This is a genomic window from Duganella paludis (assembly GCF_054461335.1).
In genome coordinates, this window is sequence record NZ_CM136922.1 from 1,946,440 (window position 1) to 1,964,899 (window position 18,460).

Consider the following 18,460-nt stretch of genomic DNA (forward strand, 5'->3'; position numbering starts at 1 on the left):
ACCCGGCGCTGCCGAGCACGCGAGCATAAGGGCTAGGCCATCCCCCAGTCAAGTCTTAGTTACCTTCGAGGAAACTCTTCAGCTTGTCCGAACGGCTCGGGTGACGCAGCTTGCGCAGGGCTTTCGCTTCGATCTGGCGGATGCGCTCGCGGGTGACGTCAAACTGCTTGCCCACCTCTTCCAGCGTGTGATCGGTCGACATTTCGATGCCGAAACGCATGCGCAGGACCTTGGCTTCGCGTGGCGTCAGGGAATCGAGCACATCCTTGACCACGCCGCGCATCGAGGCGTGCAGCGCCGCGTCCGATGGCGCCAGCGTGTTGTTGTCCTCGATGAAGTCGCCCAGATGCGAATCGTCGTCGTCGCCGATCGGCGTCTCCATCGAGATCGGTTCCTTGGCGATCTTCATGATCTTGCGGATCTTGTCCTCGGGCATTTCCATCTTGATTGCCAGCGTCGCCGGGTCCGGCTCGGCGCCCGTCTCTTGCAAGATCTGGCGCGAGATGCGGTTCATCTTGTTGATGGTTTCGATCATGTGCACCGGAATCCGGATGGTGCGCGCCTGGTCGGCGATCGAACGCGTGATGGCCTGGCGAATCCACCACGTCGCATAGGTCGAGAACTTGTAGCCGCGACGGTATTCGAACTTGTCCACCGCCTTCATCAGGCCGATGTTGCCTTCCTGGATCAGGTCGAGGAATTGCAGACCACGGTTGGTATATTTCTTGGCGATCGAAATCACCAGGCGCAAGTTGGCCTCGGTCATTTCGCGCTTGGCCTTGCGCGCCTTCATTTCACCGGCCGCCATCTGGCGGTTGATGTTGCGCAGGTCCGGCAGCGGTAGCACCACGCGCGCCTGCAGGTCGATCAGGCGCTGCTGCAGTTCCTTGATCGTCGGAATATTGCGGCCCAGGATGGCGCTGTAGGCGTGGCCGGCGGCCACTTCGCCGTCGACCCAGTCCAGATTGGTTTCATTGCCCGGGAAGACCTTGATGAAGTGGGCGCGCGGCATGCCGCACTTGTTCACCGCCACGTCCAGGATCTGCTTCTCGATGTGGCGCACTTCGTCCACCTGGCCGCGCAGGGTGTCGCACAGCTTCTCGACCACCTTGGCGGTGAAGCGGATGCCCAGCAGTTCCGCCGAGATCGCTTCCTGCGCCTTGACGTAGGCTTTCGAGTTGTAGCCCTCTTTCTCGAAGGCGCGGCGCATCTTGTCGAATTGCACGGAGATGACGTCGAACTTGTCCAGCGCGGCGTTCTTCAACGCTTCCAGCTGTTCGGCCGAGTAGCCGGCGGCAGCGCCCGAAGGGCTGGCCTCTTCCTCTTCCTCTTCTTCCTCTTCTTCCTCTTCCTCGTCTTCTTCGTCCTCGTCGCTGGCGGCGGCCGGGGCCGGCGGCGCGTCGTCGCTGTCGTCGACCAGGCCGTCGACGATTTCATCGATCTTGATTTCTTCGGCGCGGATGCGGTCCGAGGCGGCGATGATCTCGGCGATGGTGACCGGGCAGGCGGAAATGGCCTGGATCATGTCTTTCAGGCCGTCTTCGATGCGCTTGGCGATTTCAATTTCGCCTTCGCGGGTCAGCAGCTCGACCGAGCCCATTTCGCGCATGTACATACGGACCGGGTCGGTGGTGCGGCCGAAATCGGAATCGACGGTCGACAGCGCCGCTTCGGCGGCCGCTTCGGCTTCATCGTCGCTGGTGACGGTGGCGACGTTGTCCGACAGCAGCAAGGTCTCGGCATCGGGCGCGTGCTCGTAGACGGCGATGCCCATGTCGTTGAAGGTGCCGATAATGCCTTCGATCGCTTCCGGATCGACTATATTGTCCGGCAAGTGGTCGTTGATTTCGGCATAGGTCAGGAAACCACGTTCCTTGCCGAACTTGATCAGGGTCTTGAGTTTTTGGCGACGGCGTTCGAGTTCTTCCTCGGTCGCTTCGGTGTCGGACGAGAAGGCGTCCTTGAGCAGGGCCTTTTCCTTGGCCTTGCGGTCCTTGGCCTTGGCCTTGTCGACCGCCTTCAGCTCGGCGCGCTCGACCGCGTTCAGGGCGGCGACTTCGTCGTTTTCTGGCTGGAATTCTTTCGGTTTGCGCCCGCGCCGGCCCGGTACTTTGACCGAAGGCAGCACGTAACCGGACGTATCGATCGCGGCCAATGCAGCCGCATCCGTGGTCTGGCTGACCACGGGAGGGTTGCTGGCAACGCGCGTCTCCGGCTTATCCGCCGTCTTCGCGGATTTAGCGCTCACTTTAGTCGGCTTTTCAGCCACTTTGGATTCAGGTTTCTTGATTGGCACAGGCGCTTTCGATTACGGATAAAGTTTCGATCCTTCTGGGATCACTACGTCTTCGAACTTGCCGACTACACAAGTCCGACAATACTACGACTTACTTATACCTTCGGTCAGGCCGACCTACTCTATAGAACTCCGGGGAATTCTACTGCATCAGACACGTGCGTGGGGGCAAGAAACCGCGACTGGGTTAGTTAGCAAACAGACTCGTTGCGTAACCCAAGCTGGCCCTGGCCGCCGACACCCGTTCATTCGCGTCGATCAAGAGCCTAACTCACTGAAAACAAACACACTCTGAACAGAAAAACGATGCCAAAACATACAACACTTAGCGTTTTATTATAGCACGTCACTTTTCAATTTCCAGAGGGAAGACCCGCAGATCCCCCTCTGGAATAATGACAGAAACATTACGCCACAAAACACCTCCAATTTAGCGGCTTGGCTGCTCCGCCTGGGCTTCGCGCAACAGCTGATCTTGCTGCGATGTCAACTCGCGGTAGCGCACGCCGATCTCGTCCGACGACAGCCCGGCGGCGAACAGCTGGCTCAGTTCGAGCTTGAGCGCGTCCAGCTTGACCTGGCGGATCGCCGCCCGCAGCACCATGCGCTCGGTGTCGCGGTCCGACTCCGGCTCCTTGACGATTTCGCCGATCAGCTCGTCGTACTCATCGCCCAGCGACTTCAGATGCTGGGCAAAGGCGGCGAAATTGCCATGCTCGCCCAGCACCTGGGCCGACTCGGTCAGCTGCGCCAGCCGCTCGGCCGCCTCGGCACCGAAGAACTGGAACGCCGCCAGCGCGGCCGCATCAACCTCCATCGACAGCGCCGGATGCGCCACCAGCAGGCGCATGATCTGCAACTCCAGCCCCTTGGGCTGCGGCCGGCCGCTGCGGGGCGGCGCCTTGCGGGCCACCGCCACCGGCTTGGCCAGCTCGAACAGCACCTCGATCTCGTACGGCGTGGTCAGCGTCATCTGCGCCAGGCCGTGGACGATCTGCAGCCGCAGCGCGGTCGGCGTCATGGCCTGCAGCATGGGCTTGGCGTCGAACTGTGCGCGCGCCCTGCCCTCGGGACTGCTCATGTCGTGCTCGCCCACCGCTTCCTTGATCAGGAACTGCGACAGCGGCATGGCTTCCTGGATTTCGCGCTCGAACCCTTCCTTGCCGTGCTCGCGCACATAGCTGTCCGGGTCGTGCTCGGTCGGCAGGAACAGGAACTTGATGGTCTTGTTGTCCGTCACGTGCGGCAAACAGGCTTCCAGCGCGCGCCGTGCGGCGCGGCGGCCGGCCTTGTCGCCGTCGAAGCTGAAGATCACCGTGTCGGTCTGACGCAACAGTTTCTGCACATGGTTGGTGGTACAGGCGGTGCCCAGGGTCGCCACGGCTTGCGGGAAACCCATCTGCGCCAGCGCCACCACGTCCATATAGCCTTCCGTCACCAGCACATAGCCCGCATCGCGGATCGCCTGGCGCGCCTCGAACAGGCCATACAGCTCGAAGCCCTTTGAAAATAAAGGCGTTTCGGGAGAATTCAAGTACTTTGGCTCGCCCTGATCGAGCACCCGGCCGCCGAAGGCGATCACCTGCCCTTTGGTGTTTTTGATCGGAAACATGACGCGCTCGCGGAAGCGGTCGTAGCGTTTGCGGTTGCCGCCGTCCTCGTCCACCTTGTCGATCACCAGGCCGGCTTCGACCAAGGCCACCGCCTCGTAGTCCGGGAACACCGAGCGCAGGTTGTCCCAGCCGTTCGGCGCGTAGCCGAGGCCGAAACGGGCGGCGATTTCGCCGGTCAGGCCGCGATTCTTCAGGTAGGCGATGGCGTTCGGCGCGCTGCGCAACTGCAGCTTGAAGAAGTCGCTGGCGCGCGTCATGGCGTCGGTCAGCGCCATCGACTGGGCCTGCATCTGGGCGCGCTGGGCCGGCGGGATCTTGTCGTCCTGTTCGGGCACGACCATGCCAACGTTTTGCGCCAGCTCCTTGACGGCATCGACAAAGCCCATACCGGAGTATTCGATCATGAAGCCGATGGAGGTGCCATGGGCGCCGCAGCCGAAGCAGTGGTAAAACTGCTTGGTGGGGCTGACCGTGAAGCTGGGCGACTTTTCATTGTGGAACGGGCACAGGCCCATGAAGTTCGCGCCGCCTTTTTTCAGCTGCACATAACGTCCGACGACATCGACGATGTCGACGCGGTTCAGCAAATCGGCGATAAAGGATTGTGGGATCACTGGGCTGGACGGTCTTGTTATTGATCAGGCTATACCGCCATGACCGATCCGCCTTGATGCGGATCAAACCATGGCGGCGTGGTACATCGGTGTGGCGTTAAGCAGGCGACAGGGCCTTCTTGACCAGGGCCGAGACCACGGTCATGTCGGCGCGGCCGGCCAGCTTCGGCTTGACGATGCCCATGACCTTGCCCATGTCCTGCGGGCCAGCGGCGCCCGAGGCGGCCACGGCGGCAGCAACCTCAGCGGCGATTTCCTCGTCCGACAGGCCGGCCGGCATGTAGGCGCTCAGCACCACCAGTTCGGCTTTTTCGATGTCGGCCAGGTCAGCGCGGCCGCCGGCTTCGAACTGGGTGATCGAATCCTTGCGCTGCTTGATCATTTTTTCCACGATGGCAACGGTCTGCTCGTCGCTCACCTGGATCTGCTCGTCCACTTCCTTGCGCTTGATTTCCGCCAGGATCAGACGGATGGTCGACAGGCGGCCGGCTTCCTTGGCGCGCATGGCGTTTTTCATGTCTTCGGTGATTTGATCTTTCAAGCCCATGGCGTTTCTTTCAAAAAATAATGCAATAAAAATGCGAAAACCCGCCGCAGCCATAAAGGCCGGAGCGGGTATCTCTTAGATGCCGCGAACACAACCGGCATGCGCCAGGTTGGCCTGCGTCGACAATCTTAGAAGAGTTTTTTCGGCAGCTGCTGGCTGCGGATACGCTTGTAGTGACGCTTGACAGCGGCAGCCAGCTTGCGTTTACGTTCAGCCGTTGGCTTCTCGTAGAACTCGCGTGCGCGCAGTTCGGTCAGCAGACCGGTTTTTTCGATGGTGCGTTTGAAGCGACGCATTGCGACTTCGAACGGCTCGTTTTCTTTAAGGCGAATAGTGGTCATGTAAAAATTCAAACCGTTGGAGGTTATAGGGAGACAGAGACTATAGCAGCTTTTTCCAGAAAATGGAAGTCACAGGCTATCGGACACAGCCAGACATGCGGCTTTCACAGGAAAAACAACACGGTGCAGACAGCCATTATATCAGACCGCCTGGCCCGCCGCCACTCCCGAAGCCCAGGCCCACTGGAAGTTGTAGCCGCCCAGCCATCCGGTCACATCCACCGCCTCGCCGATGAAGTACAGGCCCGGCACCTTGCTCACCATCATGGTCTGCTGCGACAGCTCGCGCGTGTCGACGCCGCCACGGGTGACTTCGGCTTTCTTGTAGCCTTCGGAACCGTTCGGGGTGATGGTCCACTGGTTGATCAGGGCGCCCAGCTTGCGCAGTTGCGCGTCGGGCATGTCGGCCAGGCGCGCGTCCAGCGCAAAACCGTGCGCCAGCAGCAGGCCTTCGGCCAGGCGGGTCGGCAGCCATTGCGACAGCACATTGCCGAGCTGCTTCTTGATGGTGCCCTTGCCTTCGATTAGCGTGGCCGCCACGTCGAGTTCCGGCAGCAGGTTGATCACGATCGGCGTGCCCGGCTGCCAGTAGGAGGAAATCTGCAGAATCGCCGGGCCGGACAGGCCGCGATGGGTGAACAGCAAGTCTTCGCGGAAACGCGCGCCGCTCGGGTTGCGGCCTTTCAGGGAACCGGTCTCGACATCCACTTCCAGCGCGATGCCGGACATTTCCACGAACGGCGCCCACTGCTGGGCGTCGAAGGTCAGCGGCACCAGCGCCGGACGCGGCTCGACCATGCGCAGCTCGAACTGGGCCGCGACGCGGTAGCCGAAATCGGTGGCGCCGATCTTCGGGATCGACAGGCCGCCGCTGGCGATCACCACGCTCGGCGCTTCGATCTGTTCGCCGCTGTCGGTGTGCAGCACGAAGCCGTCGGCGGTCTGCTCCAGGCTGTCGACCTTGCACGGCATGCGCCAGTGCACGTCGCCGCCGGCGCATTCGTCCTTCAGCATTTCGATGATCTGCTCGGCGGAATCGTCGCAGAACAGCTGACCCTTGTGCTTCTCGTGGTAGCCGATGCGGTGTTTCTTCACCAGCGCGACGAAGTCGGCCGGCGTGTAGCGCGACAAGGCGCTCTTGCAGAAATGGGGATTTTCCGACAGAAAGTTGGCCGGCCCGGCGTTGACGTTGGTGAAGTTGCAGCGCCCGCCGCCCGAGATGCGGATCTTCTCGGCCAGCTTGGTCGCGTGGTCGATCAGGACCACGCGCAGTCCGCGCTGGGCCGCCGTCGCTGCGCACATCATGCCGGCCGCGCCCGCGCCGATTACCGCTACATCAAACTTTGCCATGTCATTCCCGTCAGTTAGCTAGCCGTCGTACCCGCGCACGCGGGTATCCATACAACGCTGGCTTGGATGCTCAGCATGGATTCCCGCGTGCGCGGGAATGACGTAAAGGGGCGAGATTCTACTCTAGTTACTCGATCGGCTCGCTGACATGCTGGCGCGACTGCACGGTGCGCGCCACCAGCAGGCACTGCGCCACCTGCTCGGCGATCGAGGGCGGCACCGGCATCTCGCCGTCCAGCACCGAGCGTATCCAGGCGGCGGTGGTGGCCGCATCCTTGTTTTCCGGCAGCAGCGGCAACTCGCCCACCTGCGTCTGCTTGGGGACCAGCGTGGTGCGCAGGCCGCCGTGGAACCAGTCGATCTGCTGCGCCTTGTTGGCGTTGGCCACCGTCTCGCCTTCGGTGCCGCGCATCAGGAAAGCGTCGCCGCGCTCGTGCAGGGCGGCGGTGGTGAAGTATTCGCCCAGCATCTCCAGGTATTCCGGATGGGTGTAGGACACCAGTCGCAGCGCCGGCCCGGCTAACGGCTGCATGATCTTCACCAGCGTATGGGTCGAGTTGCGCACGCCGAGGATGCGGCGCAGCGACAACATATGCGCCAGCTTGGGCGCCATGGCTTCGATGGTGATGAAGGCCGGCTTGCCCTGCGACATGGCCTCCTCCGCCTCCGAGCGATGGCGCGCGGCCGGCACGCCCAGCGCGGCCAGCACTTCCGCCGTCGCCACGCGGCCCAGGTCGGTCGCCACGCCGTGCACCAGCACCGGCACGCCTTCGCGCGCCAGCAGCAGGGCCAGCAGCGCCGTCAGGTTGGCCATCTTGCGCGCGCCGTTGTAGGTCGGAATGACCACCGGCGCAAACTGGCCGGGCGGCGCATTGAACGGCTCGAAGCAGGCCTCGGCCGCATCGAGGAAGCCGGCGATCTCCTCCACCGATTCGCCCTTGATGCGCATCGACAGCAAAATCCCGCCCAGTTCCAGGTCGGACACGCGGCCGTCCAGCATGGCTTGATACAGGTCGTGGGCGTCGTCGCGGTTCATGCTGCGGGCGCCGTTCTTGCCGCGTCCGATTTCTTTGATGAAACGCGCGGCTGGGAATGATTGGAGTGTGGTCATGCCCTCAGCTTAAACCACCAGCCTGCATTTCGGCTACACTATCTGTCCCCCGAAATGAATACCACAGTAGAGATCATGATTTCCCCAGACATCGAAAACGTCAACGTCACCTCGTTTGCTCCCATGCCGTCGCCGGAAGCCTTGCACAGCAAGCTGCCGCTGACCGACCTGGCCTCCGAGACCGTGATGCAGGGCCGCGAAGCCCTGCGCAACATCATCGACCGCAAGGACAAGCGCCTGTTCGTGGTGGTCGGCCCTTGCTCGATCCACGACCCGGTGGCCGGCCTGGACTATGCGCGCCGCCTGAAAGCCTTGCAGGCTGAAGTGGCCGACACCATGCTGCTGGTGATGCGCGTGTATTTCGAAAAGCCGCGCACCACCACCGGCTGGAAGGGTTATATCAACGACCCGGACATGGACGACTCGTTCCGCGTCAACGTCGGCATGGAAAAAGCGCGCCAGTTCCTGCTGGACGTGTGCGAACTGGGCCTGCCGACCGCCACCGAAGCGCTGGACCCGATCTCGCCGCAATACCTGGGCGATTTGATCGCCTGGACCGCCATCGGCGCCCGCACCACGGAATCGCAGACCCACCGCGAAATGTCGTCCGGCCTGTCGACCCCGGTCGGCTTCAAGAACGGCACCGACGGCGACATCAGCATCGCCATCAACGCCATCCTGTCGTCGGCGCACCCGCACTCCTTCCTGGGCATCAATGCGCAGGGCAATGTATCGATCGTGCGCACCCGAGGCAACGCCTATGGCCACGTGGTGCTGCGCGGCGGCGACGGCCGTCCGAACTACGATTCGGTGTCGATCGCGATCGCCGAACAGTCGCTGGCCAAGGCCAAGCTGCCGGCCAACCTGGTGGTCGACTGCTCGCACGCCAACAGCTACAAGAAGCCGGACCTGCAACCGCTGGTGATGGCCGATGTGATCCACCAGATCGTCCAGGGCAACAAGTCGCTGGTGGGCGTAATGATTGAATCGAACATCGTCGGCGGCAACCAGAAGATCCCGGCGGACCTGAGCCAGCTGGTCTACGGCTGCTCGGTCACCGACGGCTGCATCGACTGGGACACCACCGAAACCATGCTGCGCGACGCCCACAAGCAGCTGCTGAACCGTCCCTGATCAGTAGCAATAGGCCACCATGCTGGTGGCCACGCCGAACTGCCCCGCCAGCGCCGCCTCGGCCTTGCTGGCCGGGGCGCTCAGTTCATCCAGGTCCAGATAGACCTTGCATCCCTCCACCCTGACCGAATAGCGGCGCGCGTTGCTGCAGCGCGGGTCCACACCCCGGCATTCCAGCACGGCATGCACGCTTTCCTCGCCCGTGCGGAACAAGGCCACGCCCGGCAGCTCCTGCCACGCCAGGCCGCGCGGTATCAGCCGCGCGCCGCGCTCCAGCGGCACGTCCTTCAGTTTGCAGACCAGTTTCCAGTGTTTATCCATGGCTCCCTCCCAGCCCGTCATCTAGCAAGAGCGATGCCATCGAAAATCTGACCGTTTGGCAAAATCCGGCCAAAATCCGCACCCGGCCAGTGCGCGGCGGAGCTGCGCTGGTGCATGCTTGTACGCGGTTTACATTACAATGGCGGATTCCCCTTTTGATTTGTGCTGCTTCCATGATCGTTCTTGGCGTTGAATCCTCCTGTGACGAAACCGGCCTTGCGTTGTACGACACGCAACACGGCCTGCTTTCCCATGCACTTCACTCGCAGGTCGCCATGCACGAGGAATACGGCGGCGTGGTGCCCGAGCTGGCCTCGCGCGACCACATTCGCCGCGCCATTCCGCTGCTGGAAGAAACGCTGAAACAGGCCGGCAAGACGCCGGCCGACATCGACGCCATCGCCTACACGCAAGGCCCGGGCTTGGCCGGCGCGCTGCTGGTCGGCTCGTCGGTGGCTTGCAGCCTGGGGCTGGCGCTGGACAAGCCGGTGCTCGGCGTGCACCACCTGGAAGGCCATTTGCTGTCGCCGCTGCTGGCGACGCAGCCGCCGGAGTTTCCCTTCATCGCCCTGCTGGTCTCGGGCGGCCACACCCAGCTGATGCGGGTGGATGGCGTCGGCCAATACACACCGCTGGGCGAGACCCTGGACGACGCGGCCGGCGAAGCCTTCGACAAATCGGCCAAGTTGCTGGGCCTGGGCTATCCGGGCGGCCCGGCGATTTCGCGCCTGGCCGAGTTCGGCGATCCGCTGGCCTACAAGCTGCCGCGTCCGATGATGCACACCAAGGATTTCAACTTCAGCTTTTCCGGCCTGAAAACGGCGGTGCTGACGGTGGTGAAGAACCACGAAGAGCAGGTAGTCGCCAATATCTGCGAGCAGGACAAGGCCAACATCGCGCGCGGTTTCGTCGACGCGATCGTGGAAGTGTTGACGGCGAAATGCGTCTCCGCACTCAAGCATACGGGCTTGAAGCGGCTGGTCATCGCCGGCGGCGTCGGCGCGAATGCGCAGCTGCGCGCCGCGTTGAACGCGGCGGCGGCCAAGAAAAAGTTCAAGGTGTATTACCCTGAACTTGAATTCTGCACCGACAACGGCGCAATGATCGCCTTCGCCGGGGCCATGCGTTTGATGATCAACCCGGACGCTGCGAAAAAAGATTACTCGTTCAACGTGCGGCCGCGCTGGCCGCTGGACGAGTTGAAGGTGGTTTAAATTTAAACCTAGGCCTGGGCGAAAGCCATGCCGGCCAGAACCGCCAGGCCGACCAGCGGGATCAGATACTTCGCCTTGCCCTTGCCGAGGCTGACGCCACGGGCGGCAATGCGCTCGCTGCGCAGACGATGCTCATCGGCCGACGATTCGTGTACAACGGTTTTGTTTTCTTGTTCAGTTGCGGTATTCATAACAGCCTCCATGTAAATCGATCATCGTCCTTTCTGGAGGGCAATGCAATTGTTGTGCCAACCAAATAGGCAGAAAGCAGCCTATACAGCTTGATTCTAGGCGCTTTTGTGGCGAAGTAGCCACACAGTACAACGCCTGAGGCACCGTTTCCGTGCACACGCGCACCTTTAATTGCTTTTATCTGACTTTCGCTGCATTGACAGCGGCGCGCTGCGCCTGCAGCCGCAGCGGCACGTGCTCGGACGCGAAATCGATGAAATGGCGCACCCGCAGCGGCATCTGGGTGCGTTGTTGGTAATACATGAACACGCCGTTATTGGCGGTGGCCGTGGTCGTCAGCAAAGGGACCAAGGCGCCGCTGGCCAGGTCGCGCTCGATCATAAACACCGGCATCTGACCGATGCCCATGCCGTTCAGCACCGCCGTCAACTCCCCTTCCACCGTATTGAAACTCGCCACCACCGGCACATCCTGATAGGCGGTGGCGCCGCCCACCTGGAATTCCCACGGCAGCAGGCGGCCGGTATTCGGCTGGCGGAAACCGGTGCAGCGGTGGCCGGCCAGGTCGGCCACCTTCTTCGGCGTGCCGTGCAATGCCAGATACGCGGGGGCGGCGCAGGTCAGCAGGGTGATCTCGCCGAGCTTGCGGGAAATCAGGTTGCGCTCGGGCGGGCTGCCGGCGCGGAAGCCGACGTCGATGCGGCTTTCGACCAGGTCGGTGAAATGGTCGTCGAGCTGCATATCGAAATGGGCGCCGGGATAGCGCTGCTGGAACTGCTGCAGCAGCGGCACGATGATGGCATTGCCGATCGACATAGGAGCGGCCAGGCGGATCAGGCCGTCCATTTCCAGGCGGCTGCTCTGGATCTGGTCCAGCGCCTCGTCCAGCAGGCGCAGGCCGGGATTGGCCAGCTCGAACAGGCGCGCGCCTTCGTCGGTGAGGCTCAGGCTGCGCGTGGTGCGATGGAACAGGCGCACGCCGAGATGCTCTTCCAGCTGGCGCACGGCCTTGCTCACCGCCTGCGGCGTCAGGCCGGCATCGACCGCCGCCTGGCTGAAACTCTTGGCGCGCACCACGCCGATAAACAAACTGACGACCCGGGCCTTGTCCATGTTATTAGCAACCAAAAGGTGAAAATCAAACAGCTTTCCTATGGCTAGTGTAGCAGGTAATGCGGGCCTAAACTTGCGTCCATCAACTCTACCTCGAAAGGAAACACATCATGACCGGCACCGCACAAAAAGTATGGTTCATCACTGGCGCATCGCGTGGCTTCGGCGTACTGACGGCGCAGCAAGCGCTGCAGCGCGGCGACCTGGTGGTGGCGACGGCGCGCGATCCGCAAACCGTCATCGCCGCGCTGGGCGAGCATCCGAATCTGCTGGCCTTGCGCCTGGATGTGCGGCTGGAAGCGCAGGCGGTCAGCGCCGCGCAGCAGGCGATCGCCCGCTTCGGCCGCATCGACGTCTTGGTCAACAACGCCGGCTACGGTCTGCTGGGAGCGGTGGAAGAAGCCAGCGCCGAGGAAGTGCGCGCGCTGTACGAAACCAACGTCTTCGGCCTGCTCAACGTCAGCCGCGCCGTGCTGCCGGCGATGCGGCGCCAGGGCAGCGGCCACGTGATCAACATCTCGTCGGTGGGCGGCTATTCCTCGTATGCGGGCTGGGGCGTGTACGGCTCGACCAAGTTTGCGGTGGAAGGCCTGAGCGAAGCGATGGCGATCGAGCTGGAACCACTGGGTATTCAGGTGACGGTAGTGGAGCCTGGCTTCTTCCGCACCGACTTCCTCGACAGCAGTTCGCTGGTGGCCACGCGCGACCGCATCGACGCCTACGCTGCCACAGTGGGCGCGATGCGCGACTTCGCGGCTGACGCCAACCACGCGCAGCCCGGCGACCCGGTCAAACTGGCCAGCGCGTTGCTGCAACTGGCCAACAGCGACAAACCGCCGGTACGCCTGCAACTGGGCTCGGACACGGTACAGCGCGTGCGCGCCAAAAACCTGTTCGTGGAAAAAGAGATGGCAGAGTGGCTGGACCTCGCCCTCTCCACCGACCACAGCTGACATTCGGGCTCAGCATTCGGGGTCAGTTCCGACATTCGGACACGAGCCCAGCCCTAGCGGCCGCTACGGTTGGGCTCGTGTCCGAATGTCGGAACTGACCCCGAATAAGTCGGCGCGCGGGTAGCTCCATGTTGGGACGCCGCCCGGGCATGGGGAGGCAGAATCGATGTGCAAGGTGGTGAAGTTGCCGCGCGGTGTGCTGGCGAAGCGATAGTCGGAGAGCGCGCCGTTCGCCAGCAGCGGCATGCGGGCGAAGCGCAGCCAGGCGTCGGCCTGGCAGTTGCCGGCCTTGAGCGCTCGCAGTTCCTGCACGCTGCCGCTCACCGTCTCCGGCGGCACCGATAAGCCGGCCGGACAAACGACCTGCGCCAGGCTGGTCACGCCGCGCCGCAAGCGGTACTGCGCGCCATCGGTCTCAAAGCTGACGTAGCTCCAGCACAGCGGCTGCGACGGAAACGCCGTCATCGCCACGTCCAACACCCGCGATGCGGGATTGGCGCGCTGCAATTCCGCCGTGATCTGCCTCCGCCCCGCCTGCCCGGCCGCCGCTTGCACGCCGATGAAGGCGGCGCTGACACCCAGCGCCAGCAGCAGCCCGCCGCGTCCCTGCTGGCCCGCGCGCCACTGCGCAGCGCCGCACAGCAGCGCAATCAGCAACAGCGCCACCAGCGACACCACGCCGAGATAGCCACGCGCGGCAAAAACCGCCAGCGCCGCGAACAGGATCAACAGCCCGCCCATCCGCAACAGGCGCCAGCGCATGATGAGCGACATCGGCACACCGATCGCCACCCAGAACAGCGGCTCGACGATGAACACCATGTCACCATAGAACCAGCGCCCATCGAACGGATACCACGGATGCACACCGTAGGAATTGGTGTAGTCCATCAGCAGATGCAGCGCGAAACCGCAGCCGATGCTGAGCGCCAGTCCCAGCCGCGCCGGCCGGCTGGCGCGTAGCAACGCCCGTGCCGACGGCCAGCACAGCCACAGCAAGGCCGCCAGCAGCAAGGCCTGCGGCACCGCCCACAGCACCGTATGCGTATGACCGCGATGGTTAAGCAGGTAGCCCAGCGGATCGGGCAACAGCTTGGTCAAGAACAGGTCGAGATCGGGAAAATTGCTGGCCAGCGCGCACGACACCAGCAGCAGCCGGTGCCGCACGCGCTGCGACAAGGCGTCCACCTCCGCCGGCAAGCTGCGGTGCACCAGCTCGCCAACACCGAAGCCGATGATGCTGTGGGTGATGTTGTCCAACTAGCGCTGCACGTCCACGCCGCGCCAGAACGCCACGTGGTCCTTGATCTGCGCCGCTTTTTCGGATGGCTCAGGGTAGTACCACGCCGCGTTTTCGTTGAGCTTGCCATCGACATTGACCGAGTAGTAGCTGGCCAGCCCCTTCCACGGGCAGCGCGAGGTATGGCTGCTCGGCTGCAGGTATTCCCGCTTCACGCTCGACGGCGGGAAGTAGACGTTGTTTTCAACGATTTGCACTTCGTCGTCGTTCGCCTGCGCGATGACGACGCCATTCCAGCTGGCGGTAGGCATGACTCTCTCCCTGTTATGCGTCGCCGCACTCCACCCGATTGCGGCCGGCGTGTTTGGCGCGGTACAGCGCGGCGTCGGCCTGCTTGAGCAGGCTTTCGGCGTCGTCGATTTCCATATGGTTGAAGATGCCCACGCCGATGCTGGCGCTGACCTGGAACTGGCGCGCGCCGGCGCTGTGCAGCTGCGCCTCGATCTTCAGCCGCAGGTTCTCGGCCAGCTTGCAGGCACCCTCCACCGGCGTGTTGGGCAGCAGCACGCACAGCTCTTCGCCGCCGTAGCGGCTCGGCATGTCGATCACGCGCACGTTCTCACGCAACAGGCGGCCGACGTTGGCCAACACCTGGTCGCCCACCACGTGGCCATGCTCGTCGTTGACTTTCTTGAAGTGGTCGATGTCGATCATTAGCGCCGACAGCGGCGAGCGGAAACGGCGCGAGCGCGCCACTTCAAACTTCAGGCGATGCAGCAGAGAGCGACGGTTGTGCAGGCCGGTCAGCTCGTCGGTGGTGGCCAGCAGTTCCAGCTCGTGCACCGTCGATTCCAGCATTTTTTCCTTGGCGCGCAATTCGATCAGCGCCATCACCTGCCGTGCCAGCCTGGTCAGCATGGTGCGCTGCTCGGCGTCCAGGCCGCCCGGACGCGTATTCATCACGCACAGGGTGCCGATGGCGTGGCCGTCCGACGAGGTCAGCGCCACGCTGCTGTACATGCGCATATGCGGCTCGCCCACGGTCAGCGCCATGCCGGCGGTGCGCGGGTCTTCGCTCAGATCGGGAATTTCAGTGGCGGCCTGGCCCAGCACGGCCAGCGAGCAGTAGCTCTCGCCGCGCGGCAGTTCACCCAGCTGCAGGCCGGTGCAGGATTTGATCCAGACGCGCTCGGCGTCGACCAGCGAAATGAAAGCGTACGGCACGGCGCACACTTTGGCCGCCAGCTCGGTCAGAAAGCTGAAGTCTTCGCAGGCCGGGGTGTCAAGAATGTGATAACGATGCAGCGCGGCCAGACGGAACTGGTCTGCCAGCGGACGCGCGGTGATCAGCGGATGTACGTTTTCTACAGCCAGCATGGGCCTCCCTGAGTAATTGACAAGAGTCTTATCTTTTTACCCAAGGAGTTTATAGCAAAACAAGAGCATCCGCCCGCGACTTTTTATGCCTTGCTGATAATCTCGCGCAACGCGCGCTCGAACACCTCGGCCGGCTGGCCGCCGGAAATCAGGTGGCGCTCGTTGATGATCACGGCCGGCACCGAGTTGATGCCGTGGCGCTGGAAGAACTGCTCGGCCTCGCGCACTTCGCTGGCGTATTCGCCCGAATGCAGCACCTGGCGCGCGGCCTCCTTGTCCAGGCCCGCTTCGCCGGCCATGTAGATCAGCACTTCGTGCGCGCTCGGGTCCAGTCCCTGCGTGAAGTAAGCCTTGAACAGCGCTTCCTTCAGCGCGCGCTGCTTGCCTTCCAGCCCGGCCCAATGCAGCAGGCGGTGGGCGTCGAAGGTGTTGTAGATGCGGCCGCGCTTGTCCATCGCGAAATCGAAGCCGACCTCGGCGCCGCGCGCGCGGATCATCTCACGCGCCTGCTGCTGCTGCTCCGGCGTCGAATGGTATTTCTCGCTCAGGTGCTCACCGATGTCCTGGCCTTCCGGCGGCATGCCGGCGTTCAGCTCGAAGGGCTGGAAGTGGATGCTCACTTCGGCCTCGTCGCCGATGGCGGCCAGCGCCTTGTCCAGCGACTTCAGGCCGATGGCGCACCACGGGCAGGAAACGTCCGAGACGAAATCGATTTTCAGCGGAGTAGCCATTTATTTGCCTTTCGTTTTGGCCGCATCCTTGCTCTTGCTGCCGATGCGGCTCTCCTTGCCTGCGATCAGGTTGGAGATATTTTTTGCGTGACGGAAAATCAACAGTGCGCTCATGGCGAACACGGCGAACAGCTGCGGTTCCACGCCAAACAACAGTCCATAATAAAACGGTGCGAACAGGGCCGCTATCAGCGCCGCCAGCGACGAGTAGCGGAAAGCGAACGCAACCGCCATCCAAGTCACCAAGGTGGCGACGCCCAGCCAAGGATTCAAGCCCAGCAGCACACCGGCCGCCGTCGCCACGCCTTTGCCGCCGACAAAACGGAAGAACACCGGCCACAGGTGGCCGAGGAAGACAGCGATCGCCACCAGCGCGATGGTGCCGTCGCCGACGTTCAGTTGTTCCTGGAAATGGATCGCCAGCCACACCGCCAGCCAGCCCTTGAAGGCGTCGCCGAGCAGGGTGACGATGGCCGCAGCCTTGTTGCCACTTCGCAACACATTGGTGGCGCCGGGATTTTTCGAGCCGTAGGTGCGGGGATCGGCCAGGCCGAACAACTTGCTGCTGACAACGGCAAACGAGATCGAGCCGATCAGGTAAGCGGCCACGGTCATCCAAACTGTATTCATCTTTTCCTCAGGTTCTTGTTATGGCCGAAAAGGCGGCCAAGGACTATACACTGCCGCGCCCTACTCGGCCAGAGCGCAGTGTACCGCCTTGGCGTTGAGCAGCTCGGTGAGCACCTGCGGCTTGATGCCGACCAGGTAACCGCGTCTGCCACCATTGATATAAATCGTTTCCAGCGCAAGGATGCTATCCTCTACGTACACGGGCATGGCCTTCTTGGTGCCGAACGGCGAGGTTCCGCCGATCATGTAGCCGCTGTGGCGCGTCGCCACTTCCGGCTTGCACGGTTCGACGGACTTGCAGCCGATGTTGCGGGCCAGGTTTTTGGTCGACACCTTGCAATCGCCATGCATCAGCACAATTAATGGTTTAGCGGCTTCGTCCTGCATCACCAGCGTCTTGACCACGTGGTGCTCGTCGACGCCGAGCTCGCGCGAGGACACGCCGGTGCCGCCGTGCTCCTCGTAGTCGTAGGGGTGCTCGGTGAACGCCACCTTGTGCTTGCGCAGCAACTGGGTAGCCGGGGTTTCGGAGATATGCTCTTTTTTAGCCATGGTGAGATCGGGGAGTTGTCCATTATGCAGCAGGAAATTCGCTTTGCCACTTTCAACGTTTGCAATCTTTCCCAGCCTGGGGCGAAATTGTACGACAATCTGGCGCCCCTGACCGAGGCCGGGTACGAAGCGAAAGTCGCCTGGACCGCGCAGCAGCTCGACGAGCTCGACGCCGACGTCATCGGCCTGCAGGAAATCTTCTCGCTGGCGGCCCTGCGCGACGTGCTGGCCAAGAGCCGCCGCTACCGCGACGCCACCCTGGCCGGCTTCGAGCCGCCGCCCGATCCCGTCACCGGCGCGCCGCGCCTGACGCCCGAAGTGGCGCTGATCACGCGCCTGCCGCTGGCCGGCCCGGCGCAAGCCTACATCATGTTCCCGGACGGCGTGGCCCTGCCCGACGGCAGCCGCGACGCCGACCGCTTCGCGCGCGCGCCGCTGCACGCCCAGGTGGTGCTGCCGAACGAGAAAATCGTCGACGTCATCGTCATCCACCTCAAGTCCAAGCGGCCCGACTACCGCAACGAAGACAGCGCCGACAGCAACGACGCGCCCATGCTGCACGCCCAGGCCAACCTGCGCTCGCTGATCCGACGCGGCACCGAGGCGGTGGCGCTGCGCGCCCTGCTCAGCTCCATGGACCAGCAACAGCGCCGTGCGCGCGTGGTGCTGGGCGATTTCAACGACACGGTCGATGCCGTCACCACCACCATCGTCATGGGCGCCGGCGCCGCCTGCGAGCCGGGCGAGGAACTGCACGGCCAGCTCTTCGACTGCCGCCACCTGCAATCGGGCCGCGAACAGCGCGGCGACGGCGGCTACACCATCACCCACGAAGGCCGCCACGCCACCATCGACCACGTGCTGGTATCGGAGGAGTTCCATCCGGGCTCGCGCCACCAGCTGGGCGAGGTGGTCAACGTCAGCTACCTGAACGGCCATCTGCAGCCGCAACAGCCGGACGCGTCCGACCACGGCCAGGTATTAGTGCGTTTGCGCATGTTCTGATTTCCCTCTGGTCTCGTTTTTCTGCATTTCAGGCGTGCTTTTGCACCGCTCATCGCATTTCGCTGGTCGCCACACTTGTAAATTCCTAAAGTGGCAACATGCGCAATCCCCTGAGTAGAAGAACGA

Annotated in this window: 19 protein-coding genes; 4 read left to right on the forward strand and 15 right to left on the reverse strand. The window is 63.0% G+C overall.

Features of this window, described 5'->3' with window-relative positions; genetic code table 11:
- Nucleotides 1-55 precede the first annotated feature (55 nt).
- The 6 genes from rpoD to ybiB all read right to left on the reverse strand — a co-directional run bounded on the left by rpoD (nt 56) and on the right by ybiB (nt 7,872).
- A complete protein-coding gene (rpoD, locus tag ACXZ1M_RS08740) occupies nt 56-2,296 on the reverse strand; it encodes an RNA polymerase sigma factor RpoD (RefSeq protein WP_459052782.1) in 2,241 nt (746 codons plus the stop codon).
- Between the two features lie 430 nt (nt 2,297-2,726).
- Nucleotides 2,727-4,523 carry a DNA primase gene (gene dnaG, locus ACXZ1M_RS08745; RefSeq protein WP_459052783.1) on the reverse strand — a complete coding sequence of 599 codons (1,797 nt, stop codon included), beginning with the start codon at nt 4,521-4,523 and terminating at the stop codon, nt 2,727-2,729.
- A gap of 97 nt (nt 4,524-4,620) precedes the next feature.
- Nucleotides 4,621-5,070: a GatB/YqeY domain-containing protein gene (locus ACXZ1M_RS08750; protein WP_459052784.1), complete on the reverse strand. Its 450-nt coding sequence runs from the start codon at nt 5,068-5,070 to the stop codon at nt 4,621-4,623.
- 128 nt (nt 5,071-5,198) lie between these two features.
- On the reverse strand, nt 5,199-5,411 hold the full coding sequence (rpsU, locus tag ACXZ1M_RS08755; protein WP_008451879.1) for a 30S ribosomal protein S21: 213 nt from the start codon (nt 5,409-5,411) through the stop codon (nt 5,199-5,201).
- 141 nt (nt 5,412-5,552) lie between these two features.
- On the reverse strand, nt 5,553-6,761 hold the full coding sequence (locus ACXZ1M_RS08760) for a BaiN/RdsA family NAD(P)/FAD-dependent oxidoreductase (protein WP_459052785.1): 1,209 nt from the start codon (nt 6,759-6,761) through the stop codon (nt 5,553-5,555).
- A 127-nt stretch (nt 6,762-6,888) separates the two neighbouring features.
- On the reverse strand, nt 6,889-7,872 hold the full coding sequence (gene ybiB / locus ACXZ1M_RS08765; protein WP_459052786.1) for a DNA-binding protein YbiB: 984 nt from the start codon (nt 7,870-7,872) through the stop codon (nt 6,889-6,891).
- A 75-nt stretch (nt 7,873-7,947) separates the two neighbouring features.
- Here ybiB and ACXZ1M_RS08770 point away from each other — a divergent pair, with 75 nt between their 5' ends.
- Entirely contained in the window at nt 7,948-9,006 is a 1,059-nt protein-coding gene (locus ACXZ1M_RS08770; protein ID WP_459052787.1) for a 3-deoxy-7-phosphoheptulonate synthase, read from the forward strand.
- Here the strand turns inward: ACXZ1M_RS08770 and ACXZ1M_RS08775 are convergent, their stop codons facing one another.
- The gene (locus tag ACXZ1M_RS08775; RefSeq protein ID WP_459052788.1) at nt 9,007-9,327 is read right to left on the reverse strand and encodes a Rieske (2Fe-2S) protein; all 321 of its coding nucleotides are present in this window, start codon (nt 9,325-9,327) and stop codon (nt 9,007-9,009) included.
- A gap of 173 nt (nt 9,328-9,500) precedes the next feature.
- Here ACXZ1M_RS08775 and tsaD point away from each other — a divergent pair, with 173 nt between their 5' ends.
- Entirely contained in the window at nt 9,501-10,541 is a 1,041-nt protein-coding gene (tsaD, locus tag ACXZ1M_RS08780) for a tRNA (adenosine(37)-N6)-threonylcarbamoyltransferase complex transferase subunit TsaD (protein ID WP_459052789.1), read from the forward strand.
- An 8-nt stretch (nt 10,542-10,549) separates the two neighbouring features.
- On the opposite strand, the gene ACXZ1M_RS08785 is transcribed toward tsaD, so the two are convergent.
- The gene (locus tag ACXZ1M_RS08785) at nt 10,550-10,732 is read right to left on the reverse strand and encodes a hypothetical protein (RefSeq protein ID WP_373988848.1); all 183 of its coding nucleotides are present in this window, start codon (nt 10,730-10,732) and stop codon (nt 10,550-10,552) included.
- A gap of 178 nt (nt 10,733-10,910) precedes the next feature.
- Nucleotides 10,911-11,846: a LysR family transcriptional regulator gene (locus ACXZ1M_RS08790; protein WP_459052790.1), complete on the reverse strand. Its 936-nt coding sequence runs from the start codon at nt 11,844-11,846 to the stop codon at nt 10,911-10,913.
- A 110-nt stretch (nt 11,847-11,956) separates the two neighbouring features.
- Here ACXZ1M_RS08790 and ACXZ1M_RS08795 point away from each other — a divergent pair, with 110 nt between their 5' ends.
- Nucleotides 11,957-12,799 carry an oxidoreductase gene (locus ACXZ1M_RS08795; RefSeq protein ID WP_459052791.1) on the forward strand — a complete coding sequence of 281 codons (843 nt, stop codon included), beginning with the start codon at nt 11,957-11,959 and terminating at the stop codon, nt 12,797-12,799.
- Between the two features lie 63 nt (nt 12,800-12,862).
- Here ACXZ1M_RS08795 and ACXZ1M_RS08800 read toward each other — a convergent pair whose 3' ends face one another.
- The 6 genes from ACXZ1M_RS08800 to ybaK form a co-directional block, all read right to left on the reverse strand.
- Nucleotides 12,863-14,059, reverse strand: coding sequence for a metal-dependent hydrolase (locus tag ACXZ1M_RS08800; RefSeq protein WP_459052792.1), 1,197 nt, complete (start codon nt 14,057-14,059; stop codon nt 12,863-12,865).
- Nucleotides 14,060-14,350: a DUF427 domain-containing protein gene (locus ACXZ1M_RS08805; RefSeq protein ID WP_459052793.1), complete on the reverse strand. Its 291-nt coding sequence runs from the start codon at nt 14,348-14,350 to the stop codon at nt 14,060-14,062. It lies immediately after the preceding gene.
- Between the two features lie 13 nt (nt 14,351-14,363).
- On the reverse strand, nt 14,364-15,416 hold the full coding sequence (locus tag ACXZ1M_RS08810; RefSeq protein ID WP_459052794.1) for a sensor domain-containing diguanylate cyclase: 1,053 nt from the start codon (nt 15,414-15,416) through the stop codon (nt 14,364-14,366).
- 83 nt (nt 15,417-15,499) lie between these two features.
- Nucleotides 15,500-16,147 carry a DsbA family oxidoreductase gene (locus ACXZ1M_RS08815; protein ID WP_459052795.1) on the reverse strand — a complete coding sequence of 216 codons (648 nt, stop codon included), beginning with the start codon at nt 16,145-16,147 and terminating at the stop codon, nt 15,500-15,502.
- Nucleotides 16,148-16,777, reverse strand: a complete 630-nt coding sequence (plsY, locus tag ACXZ1M_RS08820; protein ID WP_459052796.1) for a glycerol-3-phosphate 1-O-acyltransferase PlsY — start codon at nt 16,775-16,777, stop codon at nt 16,148-16,150.
- A 60-nt stretch (nt 16,778-16,837) separates the two neighbouring features.
- Nucleotides 16,838-17,329, reverse strand: coding sequence for a Cys-tRNA(Pro) deacylase (gene ybaK / locus ACXZ1M_RS08825; RefSeq protein ID WP_459052797.1), 492 nt, complete (start codon nt 17,327-17,329; stop codon nt 16,838-16,840).
- 24 nt (nt 17,330-17,353) lie between these two features.
- Here ybaK and ACXZ1M_RS08830 point away from each other — a divergent pair, with 24 nt between their 5' ends.
- Nucleotides 17,354-18,334, forward strand: a complete 981-nt coding sequence (locus ACXZ1M_RS08830) for an endonuclease/exonuclease/phosphatase family protein (protein WP_459052798.1) — start codon at nt 17,354-17,356, stop codon at nt 18,332-18,334.
- Nucleotides 18,335-18,460: the final 126 nt, after the last annotated feature.

Coding starts and splice junctions, on each gene's coding strand:
- ACXZ1M_RS08750 (WP_459052784.1), bottom strand. CDS start 5,070: ATGGGCTTGAAAGATCAAATCACCGAAGACATGAAAAACGCCATGCGC.
- rpsU (WP_008451879.1), bottom strand. CDS start 5,411: ATGACCACTATTCGCCTTAAAGAAAACGAGCCGTTCGAAGTCGCAATG.
- ACXZ1M_RS08760 (WP_459052785.1), bottom strand. CDS start 6,761: ATGGCAAAGTTTGATGTAGCGGTAATCGGCGCGGGCGCGGCCGGCATG.
- ybiB (WP_459052786.1), bottom strand. CDS start 7,872: ATGACCACACTCCAATCATTCCCAGCCGCGCGTTTCATCAAAGAAATC.
- ACXZ1M_RS08770 (WP_459052787.1), top strand. CDS start 7,948: ATGATTTCCCCAGACATCGAAAACGTCAACGTCACCTCGTTTGCTCCC.
- ACXZ1M_RS08775 (WP_459052788.1), bottom strand. CDS start 9,327: ATGGATAAACACTGGAAACTGGTCTGCAAACTGAAGGACGTGCCGCTG.
- tsaD (WP_459052789.1), top strand. CDS start 9,501: ATGATCGTTCTTGGCGTTGAATCCTCCTGTGACGAAACCGGCCTTGCG.
- ACXZ1M_RS08785 (WP_373988848.1), bottom strand. CDS start 10,732: ATGAATACCGCAACTGAACAAGAAAACAAAACCGTTGTACACGAATCG.
- ACXZ1M_RS08790 (WP_459052790.1), bottom strand. CDS start 11,846: ATGGACAAGGCCCGGGTCGTCAGTTTGTTTATCGGCGTGGTGCGCGCC.
- ACXZ1M_RS08795 (WP_459052791.1), top strand. CDS start 11,957: ATGACCGGCACCGCACAAAAAGTATGGTTCATCACTGGCGCATCGCGT.
- ACXZ1M_RS08805 (WP_459052793.1), bottom strand. CDS start 14,350: ATGCCTACCGCCAGCTGGAATGGCGTCGTCATCGCGCAGGCGAACGAC.
- ACXZ1M_RS08810 (WP_459052794.1), bottom strand. CDS start 15,416: ATGCTGGCTGTAGAAAACGTACATCCGCTGATCACCGCGCGTCCGCTG.
- ACXZ1M_RS08815 (WP_459052795.1), bottom strand. CDS start 16,147: ATGGCTACTCCGCTGAAAATCGATTTCGTCTCGGACGTTTCCTGCCCG.
- plsY (WP_459052796.1), bottom strand. CDS start 16,777: ATGAATACAGTTTGGATGACCGTGGCCGCTTACCTGATCGGCTCGATC.
- ybaK (WP_459052797.1), bottom strand. CDS start 17,329: ATGGCTAAAAAAGAGCATATCTCCGAAACCCCGGCTACCCAGTTGCTG.
- ACXZ1M_RS08830 (WP_459052798.1), top strand. CDS start 17,354: ATGCAGCAGGAAATTCGCTTTGCCACTTTCAACGTTTGCAATCTTTCC.